Origin of the sequence: uncultured Thermus sp., assembly GCF_938010445.1 — a bacterium.
In the GTDB taxonomy this organism is placed as follows: domain Bacteria; phylum Deinococcota; class Deinococci; order Deinococcales; family Thermaceae; genus Thermus; species Thermus altitudinis.
Genome location: NZ_CALLUR010000065.1, coordinates 1 through 16069, shown reverse-complemented (window position 1 = coordinate 16069; position 16069 = coordinate 1). Strand labels below are relative to the sequence as shown.

At 68.3% G+C, this 16069-nt stretch carries 8 protein-coding genes and 4 pseudogenes; 9 read left to right on the top strand and 3 right to left on the bottom strand.

Going from position 1 to position 16069, the window contains the following annotated elements; all coding sequences use genetic code 11:
• A pseudogene (locus tag Q0693_RS04025) lies at positions 1 to 205 on the top strand (chromosome partitioning protein ParB); the annotation flags it as partial.
• On the opposite strand, the gene Q0693_RS04020 reads toward Q0693_RS04025, so the two are convergent.
• Positions 202 to 3570, bottom strand: coding sequence for a helicase-related protein (locus Q0693_RS04020; RefSeq protein ID WP_298629402.1), 3369 nt, complete (start codon positions 3568 to 3570; stop codon positions 202 to 204). The pseudogene Q0693_RS04025 and the gene Q0693_RS04020 overlap by 4 nt on opposite strands.
• A 100-nt stretch (positions 3571 to 3670) precedes the next feature.
• Between Q0693_RS04020 and Q0693_RS04015 the strand changes: the two genes are divergently transcribed.
• The 7 genes from Q0693_RS04015 to Q0693_RS03985 all read left to right on the top strand — a co-directional run bounded on the left by Q0693_RS04015 (position 3671) and on the right by Q0693_RS03985 (position 12670).
• On the top strand, positions 3671 to 4837 hold the full coding sequence (locus Q0693_RS04015; protein ID WP_298629400.1) for a Fic family protein: 1167 nt from the start codon (positions 3671 to 3673) through the stop codon (positions 4835 to 4837).
• Complete coding sequence (locus Q0693_RS04010) at positions 4830 to 7625, top strand: DUF1156 domain-containing protein (protein WP_298629398.1); 2796 nt, start codon at positions 4830 to 4832, stop codon at positions 7623 to 7625. The genes Q0693_RS04015 and Q0693_RS04010 overlap by 8 nt, the downstream gene beginning before the upstream one ends.
• Positions 7626 to 7681: 56 nt before the next feature.
• Complete coding sequence (locus Q0693_RS04005; protein WP_298629396.1) at positions 7682 to 7906, top strand: type II toxin-antitoxin system HicB family antitoxin; 225 nt, start codon at positions 7682 to 7684, stop codon at positions 7904 to 7906.
• Positions 7907 to 8007: 101 nt separating this feature from the next.
• The gene (locus tag Q0693_RS04000; RefSeq protein ID WP_014632304.1) at positions 8008 to 8367 is read left to right on the top strand and encodes a type II toxin-antitoxin system RelE/ParE family toxin; all 360 of its coding nucleotides are present in this window, start codon (positions 8008 to 8010) and stop codon (positions 8365 to 8367) included.
• Between the two features lie 12 nt (positions 8368 to 8379).
• Positions 8380 to 8802 carry a helix-turn-helix transcriptional regulator gene (locus Q0693_RS03995; RefSeq protein WP_038072150.1) on the top strand — a complete coding sequence of 141 codons (423 nt, stop codon included), beginning with the start codon at positions 8380 to 8382 and terminating at the stop codon, positions 8800 to 8802.
• 3 nt (positions 8803 to 8805) lie between these two features.
• Positions 8806 to 9363: a helix-turn-helix domain-containing protein gene (locus Q0693_RS03990; protein WP_298629392.1), complete on the top strand. Its 558-nt coding sequence runs from the start codon at positions 8806 to 8808 to the stop codon at positions 9361 to 9363.
• Positions 9364 to 9415: 52 nt separating this feature from the next.
• The gene (locus tag Q0693_RS03985) at positions 9416 to 12670 is read left to right on the top strand and encodes a Swt1 family HEPN domain-containing protein (protein ID WP_298629390.1); all 3255 of its coding nucleotides are present in this window, start codon (positions 9416 to 9418) and stop codon (positions 12668 to 12670) included.
• Between the two features lie 231 nt (positions 12671 to 12901).
• Here Q0693_RS03985 and Q0693_RS03980 read toward each other — a convergent pair.
• A pseudogene (locus tag Q0693_RS03980) lies at positions 12902 to 14449 on the bottom strand (TRAP transporter fused permease subunit); the annotation flags it as partial.
• Positions 14450 to 14480: 31 nt separating this feature from the next.
• On the opposite strand from Q0693_RS03980, the pseudogene Q0693_RS03975 reads away from it, so the two are divergent.
• Positions 14481 to 15637: pseudogene (locus tag Q0693_RS03975) on the top strand (IS256 family transposase).
• A gap of 56 nt (positions 15638 to 15693) precedes the next feature.
• Here the strand turns inward: Q0693_RS03975 and Q0693_RS03970 are convergent.
• Positions 15694 to 16069 (bottom strand): annotated as a pseudogene (locus Q0693_RS03970) (helix-turn-helix domain-containing protein); the annotation flags it as partial.

The window sequence follows — 16069 nt, the reverse complement described above, 5'->3', positions numbered from 1 at the left end:
CCTCCTGGAGGAGGCGAGGGCGGGGCTCTCCCTGCGGGACCTGAAGGCCCGGGTGCGGGAGGTCTTGCGGAAGGAGAAGGCCCCCAGGCCCTGGCACCGGGAGGTGGGGGAGAGGCTCTTGCGGCTGGACCTCGAGGCCCTCCCCCCTGAGCGGCGAGCCTTGGTGGAGCGCAAGCTCAAGGAGCTTGAGGAACTCCTCGGCTAAAGATCCACCGTCCAGCGGGCCCGCGCCAGAAGCTCGCCGAGGTCGTAGTTCACGCTGGTGGCGGCGAAGTCGGGTTCTCTCTGGAAGGGGGCCGGGATGTAGTGGGCCCTAAGGGCCCGCTCCCCGTCCGTTTCCACCACCACCAGGAACCAGGCATCGGGCTTGTTGAGGCCGGTGAGGATCTGGGTCCGGGAGAGGGTGACCACGCTGGAGCCTGGCCCCTTGCCCTTGACCTCGAGGAACCTCAAGGACCCATCGGGGAGGCGGGACTCCACATCGTAACCGGGCCAGCCCGGCGGCATCTCCCGGGGCTCATGCCCCCACCTTCGCTCCAGCCTAAGGACCGCCTCCACCGCGAGGCGTTCCAGTCTGCGGCGCGCTTCCTCTTCGGGGGCCAGGGGGCTTTCGGCCAGGGGAGGGATCACCCAGATGATCTGGGAAAGCCTCGGGGGTAGGGACCGGATGTGCTTGGCCCTTAGGAGCTCCTCCTCCCTTCGCCTGAGCCGTTCGCGAAGCTCCTCGGCCCGACGCCTCGCCGCCTCTGCCCGCGCCTTGGCCGCCACCTTCCCCGCCTGGGCCTTTCGCTCCTCCTCCGCGGCCCGAGAGTCCCAGTAGAGGATCTCCGAGATCAAGCGCTCCCTTACCGCTTTGAGGGTCCGGTCCACCTCGGCCTCCCGCTGGCGGCGCACCTCCTCCAGGTGCTCCCGGCTCAGGTGCTCCACCGCATAGGCTTCCGCCTTCTCCAGGAGCCTGGGAAGGTCTAGGCGGCCCGCGAGTTCCCGACCTAGCCGCCCTTCCTCCTCCGTGGCGGGGCGGAGGTCCAGGTAGGGAGCGGGCCCCTCCGGACGCACCTCCCCCTTAAGGCTCACCCCCACGTAAAGGAGGCGCCGGGAAACGGGCCCCCGGGCGTCTTCCACCCCGTGCTCCAGGGCAAGGACGAGCCGGGGCTCCGTGGCCTCCTCGTCCACCAGCACCGTCCCCCGCTCCAGGTACTCCCCCCAGGCCTCCAGCGTGGCCTTTAGCACCGCGTCCAAGAGGGGGTGCCCGGGAACCAGAAAGTCGGCCTGGGGCTTTCCGGGAAGGCTCACCCGGTCCTTGTGGAAGGTCACCCGGGTGTACTGCCGGAGCACCCCCGGTCCGCGCGCCCGGGGGGGAACGAAGGTCACCTCCATCCTCCCCGCCTCCCTCGGGTGCACGCTCCCTCCGAGCCGCTCCAGGGCCTCGCGGAAAAAGCTTGTGAGGTAGTGGGGCTGGAGCCTCCGGGCCTCGGCCCGCTCCATCTCCTCCCGGAGGTCCGAAAGGCGCCTTGGGTCCAGAACTTCCTTGGCCAGGGCTCCCTCCAGGAGGGCGAGGAGCCGTTTCCGGTCCACGGCCCCTTCCACCTTCCGGAAGAGCCTGGCCCGCACTTCCGGGTCCTCCCCGTAGCGGATGGCCTCTATGAGGAGGTCTCTCAGGGGGTGGTCCTGGAAGAGCTGTCCCAGGACGTCAAACACCCGTCCCCCCAGGTCGCGGCTCTGCTCCTCCAGCTTCTCCAGGAGGCGCAGGTAGACCTCTCCTTCCCGGGTGTTGGCCGCCACCAGGTTCCACATGTGGCAGACCTCCGTTTGGCCGATGCGGTGGATGCGGCCGAAGCGCTGCTCCAGCCGGGATGGGTTCCAGGGCAGGTCGTAGTTCACCATGAGGTGGGCCTGCTGGAGGTTCACCCCCTCCCCGGCGGCGTCCGTGGCCACCAGGAGGGCCACCTTGGGGTCCTGGGCGAAGCGGGCCTGGCGCAGTCGCCGCTCTTCCCGGGAAAGCCCCCCGTGCAGGACCACCACCGCCTCGGGGCGGCCCAAGAAGGTGGAAAGGCGCTTTTCCAGGTACTCCAGGGTGTCCCGGTGCTCCGTGAAGACGATGAGCTTTCTTCCCCGGATAAGGTCGCTCTCCAGGAGGCGGCGGAGTTCCTGCCACTTCCGGTCCTGCTCCTGCTGAAGGAGGCGCTTGGCCTGGGCCTCGAGGGCCTTCAGGGTGCGGATCTCCGCCTCCAGCTCGGCCGCTGTGCGGGCGGCGGTGGCCTGGTCCAGGACCTCGGGAGCGCCCTCCAGCTCCTCGGTGGGGAACTCCTCAAGCTCCTCAATGTCCTCCTCCTCCAAAAGGGGAAAGCCGGGGACAAGCCCTCGCCGCACCTCCGAAAGCCTCGCCTCCAGGCGCTTCCTGCGCCGTTCCAGGGAGCGGGCGATGGCCAGCGGACTCGAGGCCAGCCGCCTCTGGAGCAGGGTGAGGGCGAAGCCCACGGTGCGCCGCCTGCCCTCCTCCAAGGACTCCGCCCGGTTCATCTCCTCCCGCACGTAGGCGGTCACGGCCTCGTATAGGGCCATCTCCTCCGAGGAAAGGTGGTAGGCCACGGTGTAGGCCCGGCGTTCGGGGAAGAGGGGCGTGCCGTCAAAGCGCACCAGGTCTTCCTTCTGCCGCCTGAGCCAGACCCCTTGGGTATCGGGGGCGGGGCTTCCCGCCCGGGGCCTCCCGGCGAAGCGGTCGGGGTCCAGAAGGGCGAGGAAGAGGCGGAAGTCCTCCTCCCTGCCCCGGTGGGGCGTGGCGGTGAGGAGGAGGAGGTGCTTGGCCCTTTCCGAAAGCTGCTGGCCCAGGCGGTAGCGCCGGGTGGCCTTGACCTCCAGGCCGTAGTAGGTGGCGGACATCTTGTGGGCCTCGTCCACCACCACCAGGTCCCAGTCCACCTCCAGGGCCCTCTCCGCCACCTCCGGGAAGCGGGCCAGCTGGTCCAAGCGGGCAAGCCAGTAGGGGTGCTTGCGAAAGGGGTTTTCCAGACTGTTTTCCAGCCAGGAGCGGGAGAAGATTTCAAAGCGGAGGCGGAACTTCTCCCAAAGCTCCTCCTGCCACTGCACCACCAGGCTTCCTGGGGCCACCACCAGGGCCCGCTCCAGGGCCCCCCTCAGGGCCAGCTCTCGCATGTAGAGGCCGGTCATGATGGTCTTCCCCGCCCCGGGGTCGTCGGCCAGGAGGAAGCGGAGGGGGTTTTTGGGGAGCATGTGGCCGTACACCGCCTCAATCTGGTGGGGGAGGGGCTCCACCAGGGAGGTGTGCACGGCCATCCAGGGGTCAAAGAGGTAGGCGTACTGGATGCGCTTGGCCTCGGCGGCGAGGCGGAAGAGGTCTCCGGGGGCGTCCAGGGGAGGGCGGGCCTCCTCCTCCACCTCGAGGCCCCGGAGGTCTTCGGGGTAGAGGAGGGCCTCCTCCAGCCTCCCGGAGGGGGTGCGGTAGGTGATCCGGAGGGCGCTCCCCAGGGGGCGGACGTCCTCCACCCGCACGCTCCCCTCCGGGGTGAGGCCCCGGAGGCGCACCCCACGGGCCAGCTTTCCGGGCTCCACGGGAGATAGCCTAGCAGAAGACCAGCGGGCTCTTGTGATACGGCAGTAGCACATGCCAAGTCTTGTGATACAAGATGGGGGAGCTAGTATCATAAGGGCCGTGCGCCCGGAGGAGTTCGCCCCCCAGGCCCCGGGGAAGCTTTTGGCCATCGGCCGGGGCGTGTACGCCTTCCTGCCAGACCCCTTACCGCCCCGGTTGGAATGGAGCCTCCGCCTCATCGCCCTTCTTGACGAGGCCCGTGGGGCCCTCGGGGAACTGGCGGGGCTCTTGCGCCAGCTTCCCAACCCGTACCTCTTCATCCGCCCCTTCATCCAGAAAGAGGCGGTGCTCTCTTCCCGCATAGAAGGCACCCAGGCGGGCTTGCTGGACGTCTACGCCCTCGAGGCCCAGGTGCCCTTGTTCCCCTCCCCAAAGCTCAGGGAGGACGTCCAGGAGGTGCTCAACTACATCCGCGCCCTGGAGCGGGGGAGGGAACTTCTCCAGGAGATACCCCTTTCCCTGAGGCTCCTCAAGGAGGTCCACGCGGTGCTCCTCCGGGGGGTGCGCGGAGGGGGCCGGGCCCCGGGGGAGTTCCGCCGGACCCAGAACTGGATCGGTCCACCGGGGAGTTCCTTGGAGGAGGCCCGGTACGTGCCCCCTCCTCCCGGCCCCATGCTGGAGGCCCTGGACGCCCTAGAGCGCTTCTGGTCCAGCGACCACGGGCTTCCGCCCCTCGTGGAGATCGCCCTGGTCCACTACCAGTTTGAGGCCATCCACCCCTTCCTGGACGGAAACGGCAGGATTGGGCGGCTCCTCATCACCCTGATGCTTTTGGAGAGGGGGCTCTTACCGGAGCCCGCCCTCTACCTCTCCGCCTACTTTGAACGGCACCGAACCCTCTACTACGACCTTCTCCTCGGGGTGAGCCAGCGGGGAGCTTGGGAGGACTGGTTGGCCTTCTTCCTGGAAGGGGTGCGCACGGAGGCTAAGGACGTGGCGGAGCGTGCGCGCAGGCTCCTTGACCTCTGGAGGGAGTGGCGGGAAAGGTACGGGCGCAAGGGAGGGAGCGCCCACATCCTGGGATTGCTGGACCTTCTCTTTGAGCGCCCGGTGTTGACCGTCCCTCTGGTCAAGGACCGCCTGGGGATTACCCACGCCTGGGCGAACAGGCTGGTGCAGAGGCTGGAAGAAGACGGTATCCTGACACCCGTCAGCGAGAGGAAGCGCAACAGGCTTTACGCCGCCAAGGAGATCCTGGAAATCTTGGAGGAGGCCCGCAATGCCTAAGAAGCTGATTGAGGTCGCCCTACCCCTCGAGGCCATCAACAAGGAGGCGAGCCGCGAGAAGTCCATCCGCCACGGTCACCCCTCCACCCTGCACCTCTGGTGGGCGAGGCGCCCCTTGGCCACGGCCAGGGCGGTGCTCTTCGCCAGCGTGGTGGACGACCCCGGGGAGGACAAGGAGCGGAACCAGCTCTTCGCCCTCCTGGAGAGGCTGGTGAACTGGGACGAGGCCAAGAACCCCGACTCCCCCATCCTCTGGGAGGCCCGCTACGAGGTGGCGAAGAGCCTGGCAAAGGCCCTGGGGAAGACCCCTCCTCGCTCCAAGGAGGACCGCGCCGCCATCCTCGCCCTCCTGGAAGAGGCCCCGCCCGTGCTGGACCCCTTCGCGGGCGGGGGGACCATCCCCTTGGAGGCCCAGCGCCTCGGCCTTAGGGCCTACGCCGGGGACCTGAACCCCGTGGCCGTCCTCATCAACAAGGCCCTGGTGGAGGTGCCGCCCCTCTTTGCGGACCTTCCCCCGGTGAACCCGGACTACCGGGCGAGGCGCCAGCCCACGGACCGCTTTCCCCGGGCCAAGGGTCTGGCCGAGGACGTGCGCTTTTACGGGCGCTGGGTGCGGGAGGAGGCCTGGCGGCGCATCGGGGCCTACTACCCGACGCTGAATGGAAAGACGGTGATCGCCTGGCTCTGGGCCCGCACCGTGCCGTGCCCGAACCCCGCCTGCCGTGCGGACGCGCCCCTGGTGCGCTCCTTCTGGCTCTCCAAGAAGCGGGGAAAGGAGGCCTACGTGGCCCCCGAGGTGGAGGGGGGGAGGGTGGTGTTCCGCGTGAAAACCGGAGCGGGCACACCGCCCCTGGAGGGCACGGTGAACCGCCGAGGGGCGCAGTGCCTCGTCTGCGGCACCCCCATCCCCCTGGAGCACGTGCGAAAGGAGGGCCAGGCGGGCCGCTTGGGGGCGAGGCTCATGGCCATCGTCACGGAAGAGACCGGGGGAAGGGGGTACCACGCCCCTGAGCCGGAGCACGAAAAGGTGGCCGAGCAGGCTACGCCCCCTTGGAAGCCGGACTACGCCTTTGCGAAAAACAGCCGACATATGACCCCCTCTATCTATGGCCTGGAGCGCTTTTCGGACCTCTTCACCCCCCGCCAGCTCCTGGCCCTCGCCACGTTCTCCGACCTGGTGGCCCAGGCCAGGGAACGGGTTTACCAAGACGCTCTGGAGGCGGGCCTGCCCGACGACCCTACTCCCCTGGCCCAAGGGGGAACGGGCGCCCGGGCCTACGCCGAGGCCGTAGGGGTATATTTGGCGCTTGCGGTAGACCGACTTGCGGAGAGCGGGAACACCCTTTCAAGGTGGCAATGCGCCGGCGACTTTGTCGCCGGCGCTTTCAGTCGTCAGGCTTTGCCGATGGTTTGGGATTATGCCGAGGTAAATCCTTTCTCCAGCTCCACACGTAACTTTACCGATGCTGTTGAGTGGGTTGCAGAGGTGCTAGAAACTATCCCCGCTCGTCCTCCGGGGGAGGCCCGGCAGGTGAACGCCGTGGAGGCGGTGAACGGCGTCCCCGCCCCGCCCCTCATCTCCACCGACCCGCCTTACTACGACAACGTGCCCTACGCCGACCTCTCCGACTTCTTCTACGTCTGGCTCCGGAGGACTCTCCGGGACACCTACCCCGACCTCTTCCGCACCCTCCTCACCCCCAAGGAGGAGGAGCTCATCGCCGACCCCCACCGCCAGGGGGGGCCGGACGCCGCCCGCCGCCACTTTGAGGAGGGGATGCGCCGGGTCTTCCGCAACCTGCGGGCCAGGGCCCACCCCGACTACCCCCTCACCCTCTACTACGCCTTCAAGCAGCAGGAGGTGGAGGAGGACGAGGAAGGGGAGACCGAGGCCGTGGCCTCCACGGGCTGGGAGACCTTCCTCCAGGGCCTCGTGGAGGAGGGCTTCCAGGTGGTGGCCACCTGGCCCATGCGCACCGAGCGGTCAAACCGCCCCCGGGGCCAGGGCTCCAACGCCCTCGCCTCCTCCATCGTCCTCGTCTGTCGTCCCAGGCCCGAAGACGCCCCCCGCGCCTCCCGCCAGGAGTTCCTCCGCGCCCTCCGGGCCGAGCTCCCCAAGGCCCTCGAGGACCTCACCCGGGGGAGCATTCCCCCCGTGGACCTGGCCCAGAGCGCCATCGGCCCGGGCATGGCCGTCTTCAGCCGCTACAGCGCCGTGGTGGAGCCGGACGGCAGGCCCCTCTCCGTCAGGGAGGCCCTGGCCCTCATCAACCAGGTCCTGGACGAGTTTCTGGCCGAGGAAGAGGCGGAGCTGGACGCCCCAAGCCGCTTCGCCCTCGCCTGGTACGAGCAGTACGGCTACGGCGAGGGTCCCTTCGGCGACGCCGAGACCCTGGCCAAGGCCAAGAACGTGGCGGTCTCCGCCCTGGAGGAGGGAGGCATCCTCCTCGCCCGGGGCGGTAAGGTGCGCCTCTTCCGGCCCGAGGAGTACCCGGAGGACTGGGACCCCAAGGCCGACCGCCGCCTGAGCGCCTGGGAGGCCGCCCACCACCTCATCCGCCTCCTGGAGAGGGAAGGGGAGGGGGCCGCGGCCAGGCTCCTCGCCGAGCTTCCCCCCGCCCTGGCGGAGGGGGCCCGGGCTCTGGCCTACCGCCTCTACCAGATCGCCGAGCGCAGGGGCCGCGCCGAGGACGCCCAGAGCTTCAACCTCCTGGCCAAAAGCTACGGCCACCTGGCGGTGGAGGCGGCCAGGGCGCGGGGAGCGGTGCAGGAGGGGCTTTTTGAGTAGGGAAGGCCTGAGGGGTGCCCTTGTTTCTTTCAAGGGGTGGCGACCGGAGGAACACGATGCGGAAGCCTTTGGACTACTACCTGAGCCTGAAGTACCCCGTGCTCCTGGTGGCGGAGCCGGAGGGGGGTTACACCGCCCTCCACCCGGACCTCGAGGGGTGCGTGTCCGTGGGCGAGACCCTGGAGGAGGCCCTGGCTAACCTGGAGGAGGCCCGTAGGCTCTGGCTAGAAACCGCTTACGAACACGGGGACGAGATTCCCCTTCCCTCCAAAAGACCCTAGCGCGGCGGTTCCAGGGCCACGGGGTGGGAGCTGGCGTAAACGACCCCGCCTTGCGTTAGCCTTGACTAACCTAAAGGGGTCTACTAACATGGAGGTGTGCGGTGGCGCAGTACCGGGTGGAGCTCTATCGGAACGCCCGAGGGTACTCTCAAGTCCTGGAGTTCTTCAACACGCTCAAGAGGAGCAACCCCAAGCTTCTGGCCTTCGCCCAGCGTCTCCTCAAGAACCTGGAGGAGCACGGCCCTGACTTGCGTCCACCTTTGGCCAAGCCTCTTAAGGGGCTCCAGGCACCCATCTGGGAGCTGCGCCATCCTTCTGGGCTTCGGCTTTACTACTGGCGGCAAGGGGCCACGCTCTTCGTCGTCGCCGCGGGAGAGGTTAAGAAACGGGACGAAGCCGACCCCGACTTGCTGGAGTTCGCGGTGAAGGCGTACAGGGAAAGCCAGAGAAACGTTAACTAGGGGGGACTTGCCATGGGAAACAACATCAACTTTAGCGACTACTTCCGGGAGTCCATGAAGGACCCGGAGGCCAGGCGGCTTTACCGGGAGGTCCTGGACGAGGAGCTCTCCTGGCTTCTCAGCTACCTGAGGGAGGAGAGGGGGCTTTCCCAGAAGGAGGTGGCCCAGCGCCTCGGGGTCTCCCGGGGCCGGGTGAGCCAGCTGGAGACCTCCGCGGGCCTCTCCATGAGCCTGGAGAGCCTGGCCCGCTACGCCCAGGCCCTGGGGCTTTCCCTAAGGCTGGAGTTCGCCGACGAGAGGGGGGAGGTCCTGGCCCGCTTCTCCCTCGCGGCGGACGAGCCCGTGGCGGAGACGACGAATCCCTCTTGGGAAAACGCCGGATTTGGCCCGGAGCCTGCTTTCGGCAAGGCCTCCTGGGCTTCTTGGGCCGCCTAGAGCATGGAAAGCAAATCGGAAACCATCCGCAGGCTCTACCGGGAAGGGAAGAGCGTCTCCGAGATCGCCAAGGCCCTGGGGCTGAGCTACCAGAGGGTCTACAACACCCTGAAGCGCTCGGGCCTCCTCAAGCCCAAGGGATGGGGGCCCTCGCCTTCTGGGGAGCCCGATCCCGAGGCCTACGCCAGGTTCCTCCAGGGCCTGGAGATCCGGTCCGTGGAGATGACGGAGGCCCACGCGAAGCTGGAGCGCTCCCCCAAGGGGAAGCTCTCCTTCCGCATGGGCCTCGAGGCCTTCGGCCCCGAGCCGAGGGAGGGGGGCTTCACCGCCGGGCTCGCCTTGAACCTGGACTTCCAGGACGAGGAGGGGCCCTTCGGTTTCCTGCGGCTCAGGGTGAGGGCCGGCTACGCCACGCCCCTCTTCCCGGACGAGCCCCTCTTCCGCACCTTTAGGGAGCGAAACCTGATCGTGCACCTCTGGCCCTACCTGAGGCTTTACGTGGACTTCCTGACGGCGCAGATGGGGCTTCCCCGCCTGGTCCTGCCCGCCTGGAAGGTCTAGGAGGGGTCGCCTGCCGCCCCCTTGGGCCGTTTGGGGGCTTAAGCTTTGAGGTATGGCGCTTAGCAACCGGGAGATCGTGGGTAAGGGCCTGGACCTCCTTCGGTCCGGGCTGAGGCCTTTCGTGGAGCGGGAGTACCGACGGGTCTACGGCGAGGAATGGGTCAGGGAGGCGGGGGAGGTGCTGAGGGGGGACCGGGCTTCCCTGCAAGACCCCGACGCCCAGGCCCTCCTCAAGCTCATGGACTACCGCTGGAGCGAGGTCTTTGACGAGAAGCTCGGGCGCTGGGGCCGGACCCTGGTGAAGGAGCTTCTGGAGTTCCGCAACCGCTGGGCCCACCAAGGTGCCTTCTCCTTTGAGGACGCCCACCGGGCCCTGGACAGCATGACCCGCCTCCTGGAGATGATCGCCGCCGAGGAGGCCCAGGAGACGGCCCGCATGGCCCGGGAGCTCCTCAGGCGCCGCTTTGAGGAGGAGGCGAAGCGGGAGGCGGAGCGGGCGGTCAAGCAGTCCCTGGCCGTCGTCCCCCAGGGCCTCAAGCCCTGGCGGGAGGTGGTCACGCCCCACCCCGACGTGGCCTCGGGGCGGTACAGCGAGGCGGAGTTCGCCGCCGACCTGGCCCAGGTGCACCGGGGCGAGGCCGGGGAGGAGTACGGGAACCCCTTGGAGTTCTACCGCCGCACCCACCTCACCTCCGGGCTGAAGCGCCTCCTCCTCAACGCCCTGAAGCGCCTGGCGGGGGAGGGGGGGGACCCGGTGGTGGAGCTCCAGACGGCCTTTGGCGGGGGGAAAACCCACTCCATGCTTGCCCTATACCACCTCTTCGGCGGGGCGGTGGACCCCGGGGAGGTGCCGGGCCTCGAGGACCTCCTGGCCCAGGCAGGGGTGGCCCGGGTGCCCTTGGCCCGCCGGGCGGTCTTCGTGGGCACCGCCTTTAGCCCCGCCCGCCCCCACCCCAAGCCCGAGGGGGTGGTGGTGCGCACCCTCTGGGGGGAGATCGCCTACCAGCTCGGGGGCGTGGAGGGCTACCGGATGCTGGAGGAGGAGGACCGCACGGGGGTGGCCCCGGGTTCCGATGTCCTCAAGGAGCTCTTTGACCGCTTCAGCCCGGCCCTGGTGCTCATAGACGAGTGGGTGGCCTTCCTGCGCAACCTCTACGGGGAGGAGGGCCTCCCCGCCGGGACCTTTGACCAGAACCTGACCTTCGCCCAGGCCTTGACCGAGGCGGCCAAGCGCAGCCCCCGCGCCTTGGTGGTGGCCTCCCTTCCCGCCTCCGACGCCGAGGTGGGGGGAGGAGGGGGGAGGGAGGCCCTCCTCCGGTTGCAGAACGTCTTCGGGAGGCTGGAGTCGGTGTGGCAGCCCGCTACCCAGGACGAAACCTACGAGATCGTGCGCCGCAGGCTCTTCCAGCCCCTTTCGGCGGAGGGCTATCGGGTGCGGGACGCCGTGGTGCGGGAGTACGTGCGCTACTACCGGGAGCACCGGGGGGAGTTCCCAAGCGAGGTCCTCGAGCCCCGCTACGAGGAGCGGATGCGCCTCGCCTACCCCATCCATCCGGAGCTCTTTGACCGGCTTTACGAGGACTGGGCCACCCTCGAGGGCTTCCAGCGCACCCGGGGGGTGCTCCGCCTCCTGGCCTCGGTGGTCTACACCCTCTGGGTCCGGGGGGACACCTCCCCCCTGATCCTGCCGGGGGGCCTTCCCCTGGACGCCGACGGCCCCCGCTACGAGCTCGTTCGCCACCTCTCCCGCCACCAGGAGGGGTTTGACCAGGTGATTGATTCAGACATAGACGGCCCCAACGCCAAGGCCTTCGCCCTGGAAAAGGAGCGCCCTTCCCTTGGCCGCCACCAGGCGGCCCGCCGGGCGGCCCGGGCGGTCTTTCTGGCCACCGCCCCCGCCGGGGCCGCCCCTACGGGCAAGCCCAGGGGGGTGGAGGGGGTCCGGGTCAAGCTGGGGGTGGCCCACCCCGGGGAGAGCCCGGCCCTCTTCACCGAGGCCCTGAAGGCCCTCTCCGAGCGCCTGGTCTACTTTCACGCCGAGGGGGACCGCTACTGGTTTGAGACCCGCCCGAGCCTCAACCGGATGGCCCAGGACCGGGCGGCGGCCGTATCGCGGGAGGAGGCCCTAATGGAACTGGAGGAGCGCCTGCGGGCCTGGGCCAAGGGGCGCCCCGCCCTCTTCCAGGGGGTGCACGCGGCCCCCGCGGGCTCGGGAGAGGTGGCGGACGAGCCCAGCCTGCGCCTTGTGGTCCTCTCTCCCCGGACCCCCTACGCCAAGGGGGGTTCGGAGGCGGAGCGGTGGGCCCGGGAGGTCCTGGAGGGGCGGGGCCGGGCCCCAAGGCGTTACCGCAACACCCTCCTCTTCCTCGCTCCCGAGGCCGTCCTGGTCCCCGACCTCGAGGAGGCGGCCCGCCAGTACCTGGCCTGGCGTTCCATTTGGGAAGACCGGGAGAGCCTGAACCTGGGGGCGGCGGACGTGCGCCAGGTGGAGAGCCGCCTTCGCCAGGCGGAGGACACCCTGAGGCTCCGCCTCGAGGAGGCCTACCGCCACCTCCTCGTCTTCCATCAGCCCGACCCCAAGGCTCCGGACCTGGAGGTGGACGCCCTCCGCCTCCTGGGGAGCGGCAACCCCTTGGAGCGGGCGGCCAGCAAGGCCCAGAACGAGGGGCTCGTCCTCGTGCGGTGGCACCCGGAGTTTCTGGGGGAGACCCTCGCCCGCTACGGGTTCTGGGAAGTGGCCGAGCCGAAAGGCGTCCTCCCCCTGAGGCGGCTTTGGGAAGACCTCGCCTCGTACCTCTACCTCCCCCGGTTGAAGGACGAAGGGGTGCTGCTCGCCACCGTGGCCCAGGGGGTTAAGGAGGGGCGGTTTGGTTACGCCGAGAGGCTGGAGGGCGGGGTTCCCAAGGGGGTGGTCCTCGGAGAGGAGGTGGCCCCCTCCCTGGGGGGTTACCTCCTGAAGCCCGAGGTGGCCGCCCGGTTTTTGAAGGAGAAAACCGGGGAAGACGTTCCCCCACCCCCGGACGGGGAGGGGGATGACGAGAAGGTCCCGGTCCCGCCTCCGCCTAGGCCTTCGAGGCCCCGCCGTTTCTACCTCAAGAAGACCCTGCGGATGGAAAGCCTCCTTCCCGAGGTGAGGGCCCTGGCCGAGGAGGTTCTCCTGCACCTTTACAAGGAGGGCGGTGTCCGGCTCGAGGTGGTCCTCGAGGCCCACGCCGAGGCTCCGGAGGGATTCCCCGAGGATCTGGAGCGGGTCCTCAAGGAGAACAGCCGGGTGCTCGGGGCCGAGGCTTCCTTTGAGGAGGTATGAGGTACGGGGGCTGGAGTCTAGGCAGGAGGACGCGTTCTGGTGAGACTCCGTGATAAGAACTCCCCGTGGGTTTTTCCCTTACCATGAGAACATCGCGCTGGCCATGCCCTCTTCCACGGATGGCCGGGGGGCGCTGGGGAACGGGATCTGGAGGATTCCTTAATTAGTTGCTGAAGGGAAAGCCTTAGACGGTCCTGGCGCGGGCGTTCTTGGGGCTCATCATTTACAGCCTTAGGGTCCTTCTCCCCTTTCTTCCCCTGCCTCCGGGGTCCAAGGCGATTCACCAGACAAGCTCCCCCTGCCCTTGCGGAAGAAGAAAAGCCCGAGGAGGAAGGCGGCGAGGTTCAGGTAGAGGTGGGGGACGAAGAGGAGGAAGGCCAAGCCCCCGAGGGCCCAGGCCTCCCAGCGGGCCAGGACCCTCCGCGTGTACCCGGCCCCCGAGGCGGAGAGGTAGACCACCCCAAGCCCCACGGCGAGGAAGCGCCAGAGGATGAGGGACCAGGCCTTCTCGGGCGGGGCGGTTTCCAGGACGGGGAGGATGAGGAGGGCGGTGCCGGAGTAGGCGAGGAGGAAGAAGAAGCCCACCAGGTACTTGGAGAGGGCCACGCGGGCGGCGTAGATGCCGGTCTGGAGGGGGTTGGTGCCGAAGACGCTGGCGGCGGCGTAGGCGGAGAGGGCCACGGGCGGGGTCACGTCGGCGAGGACGGCGTAGTAGAAGAGGAACATGTGGGTGGCGAGAAGGGCGGCCTGCTGGGCGGCTTCCTGGCCTAGCCCCTCGGCGGCGAAGTTTTTGGCGGCCAGGCCGATGATGGCTGGCGCCGTCAGGGCGGAGGTGAGGACGTAGGTGGCCGTGGGGGGGACGCCCATCCCCAGGACGAGGCTGAAGACCGCGGTGATCAGGGTGGCAAGGAGGAGGCTTTCCCCCGAGACCTGCTGCAGAAGCTGGCTGAACTTGGAGGGAAGGCCGGAGATGACCATGTTGGCGAAGATGAGGTTGGCGGCGGTGACGGCGGTGCCGATGGGAAGGAGGGTGCGGAAGCCCTCGGCGAGGCCCTGGAAGATGGGGGCGATTCCCTTTGGCCTCAGGGTGGGGTCCAGGTAGGCCAGGGCCACGAAGAGGACGAGGGCGAGGCTCGCCGCGGTGCGCACCTCGTACCCCAGGTAGAGCATGGCCACGATGAGGAGGATGGGGAGGAAGATGTAGCTGTAGCGGAGGGCGTAGGCCCGCCGGCTCATGCCGAGCTCGGGGGCCACGGGGGCGAGCCCCGCCTTCCTGGCGTAGAACTCGTTGAAGGCGAGGACGGTGGTGAGGTAGAGGAGGGCCGGGCCGATGGCCATGACGATGACCTTGAGGAGGGAGATCTGGAGGACCTCCACCATGATGAAGGCGATGGAGCCCAAAACGGGCGGGGTGATGAGGGCGATGGTCCCGGCGGTGGCCACGAGCCCCGCGGCGATCAAGCGGTCGTAGCCCGCCCGCTCGTAAAGGGGCTTGGTGAGGGCGGCGACGAACTGGGTGTCGGCGGCCCCGCTTCCGGAGAACATGCCCATGAAGACGCTGGCGATGCCCGTGACCCGCCCGGGGGTGGCGGGGTGCTTGCCCACCAGGGCCAGGGCCATGTTGGCCACCACCTTGCCGAGGCCAAGGGCGGCGATCATCCCGGAAAGCAGGGTGAAGTAGACCAGGTACTTGGCGGAAACCCCGGTGATGAGGCCGTAGATCCCCGCCTCCGTCTCGTTGAAGGTCTTGCCGAGGAGGAGGTCCAGGGGCTGGGGCGTGGGTCGTGTAAGGATTTATGTGTAAGGGCCCGTGTTTAATAGGGGGGCACACCTTAGCACGAGGAGGTGCCCCGTGGACCAGGATACCTTGCGAATCGTGCTGAGGGAAGCGGTGCGGGAGACAGTAGCCGAGGTTCTGCAGACGGTTCTGGAGCTGGACCGGACAGCCTTCTTGCAGGTGCACGGGGGGCGCAGGAACGGCTACTACCCCCGCAAGCTGGAGACCGCCTTCGGCCAGGTGGACCTGAAGGTCCCTAGGGATCGGGAATCTCGGTATTACCCGGCTTTCCTTAAGCCCTACGTCCGCCGCCTGGTGGACGTGGGGGAAGTGGCGGTAGCCCTTTACGCCGCCGGGGTCAGTCAGCGCAAGGCGGCCGAGATACTGAGCCTGCTCCTGGGCCACCGCTACTCCCACGAGACCCTGAGCGCTCTGACCGACCAAGTCCTGGAGGCGGCAGGAGCCTTCCGCACCCGGCTTTTGCCCGAGGAGATGGCCTTCGTCTACCTGGATGGGCTTGCCATCAAGGTCTTGAGGGAAGGGGAGGGGGTGGTACGGGAAACCGTGTACGTGGCCCTGGGGATCACCCCGAGCGGGGAAAGGCGAGTTTTGGGATTCTGGCTCCTGCCCACAGAGAGCGCCACCGCTTGGGAAGAAGTCTTGAGGGAGCTATGGGAGAGGGGGTTGCAGCGGGTCTTGCTCTTCATTACTGACGCCCTGCCTGGGATAGAGGGGGCGATCCAGCGGGTGTATCCCCTGGCCCAGTGGCAGGGGTGCGTTCCAGCCTAGCCCAGGTGCGGGTGCGGGACCGGGCCTGGCTGGCCCAGGACCTGAGGGGGATCTATAGGGCGAGGGATCGGCAGGAGGCCCTGGAGGCCTTGAGGTCTGGGGGGCCAGGTACCCTTCCCTGGTGGGAGAACTCGGGGGCTCTTTTGCGCCCTGAGGTGCTCTGGCCTTATTTGCGGAGCACCAACCTGATGGAGCGGTTTATCCGGGGGACCAAGGTGCGGGACCACAGGTTTCCCAAGGAGGAGGCGGTGTACAAGCTGCTTTACCTGGAGTCCGAGAGGCAGGAGGGGAGGTGGGCGGAGCGGAGGCTCAAGGGTTTTGCGGAGGTGAAGGAGGTGCTGGAGAAGATGCTTCAGGAGCGGTATGCCCCCCGTACACAGACTCTTACACATAACTCTTGACACAACCCCCACCCCACGGGACCGGTGGAAAGGCGCCCGGTCCATGAGCACCTTCACACATACCCCATGGCCCTGAGGTGCCGGGCCACCACCTTGGGGGCCAGGCGGACCCCAAAGCGCTCGGCTAGGGCTGCCGAGAGCCGGGGGGCGGTCCAGACCCTATCCTCGGCCAGCCTTTCCTCCACGAAGGCGGCCATCTCGGGGGTGAACTTCCTGGGGGCTCCCGGGGGTTTGCGGTAGGCGAGGCCCTGGAGACCCTCCCTCACGAAGCGCCGGAGGACGAGGTAGACCGTGGTGCGGTCCTTGTGGAAGTGCTGGGCGATCTTTGGGGCGGTCCAGCCCTCGGCCGCCAGGCGGACCATCATGGCCCACAGGCGGGTCTTCTTGTGGGTCCTTGGGTCCAGGGAGAGCTCCAGGAGGAGCCGGTCCTCC

What these genes read in the sequence shown, in the direction of transcription:
- Q0693_RS04010 (WP_298629398.1), top strand. Translation starts at nt 4,830, where the DNA reads ATGCCTAAGAAGCTGATTGAGGTCGCCCTACCCCTCGAGGCCATCAAC.
- Q0693_RS04005 (WP_298629396.1), top strand. Translation starts at nt 7,682, where the DNA reads ATGCGGAAGCCTTTGGACTACTACCTGAGCCTGAAGTACCCCGTGCTC.
- Q0693_RS03995 (WP_038072150.1), top strand. Translation starts at nt 8,380, where the DNA reads ATGGGAAACAACATCAACTTTAGCGACTACTTCCGGGAGTCCATGAAG.
- Q0693_RS03990 (WP_298629392.1), top strand. Translation starts at nt 8,806, where the DNA reads ATGGAAAGCAAATCGGAAACCATCCGCAGGCTCTACCGGGAAGGGAAG.
- Q0693_RS03985 (WP_298629390.1), top strand. Translation starts at nt 9,416, where the DNA reads ATGGCGCTTAGCAACCGGGAGATCGTGGGTAAGGGCCTGGACCTCCTT.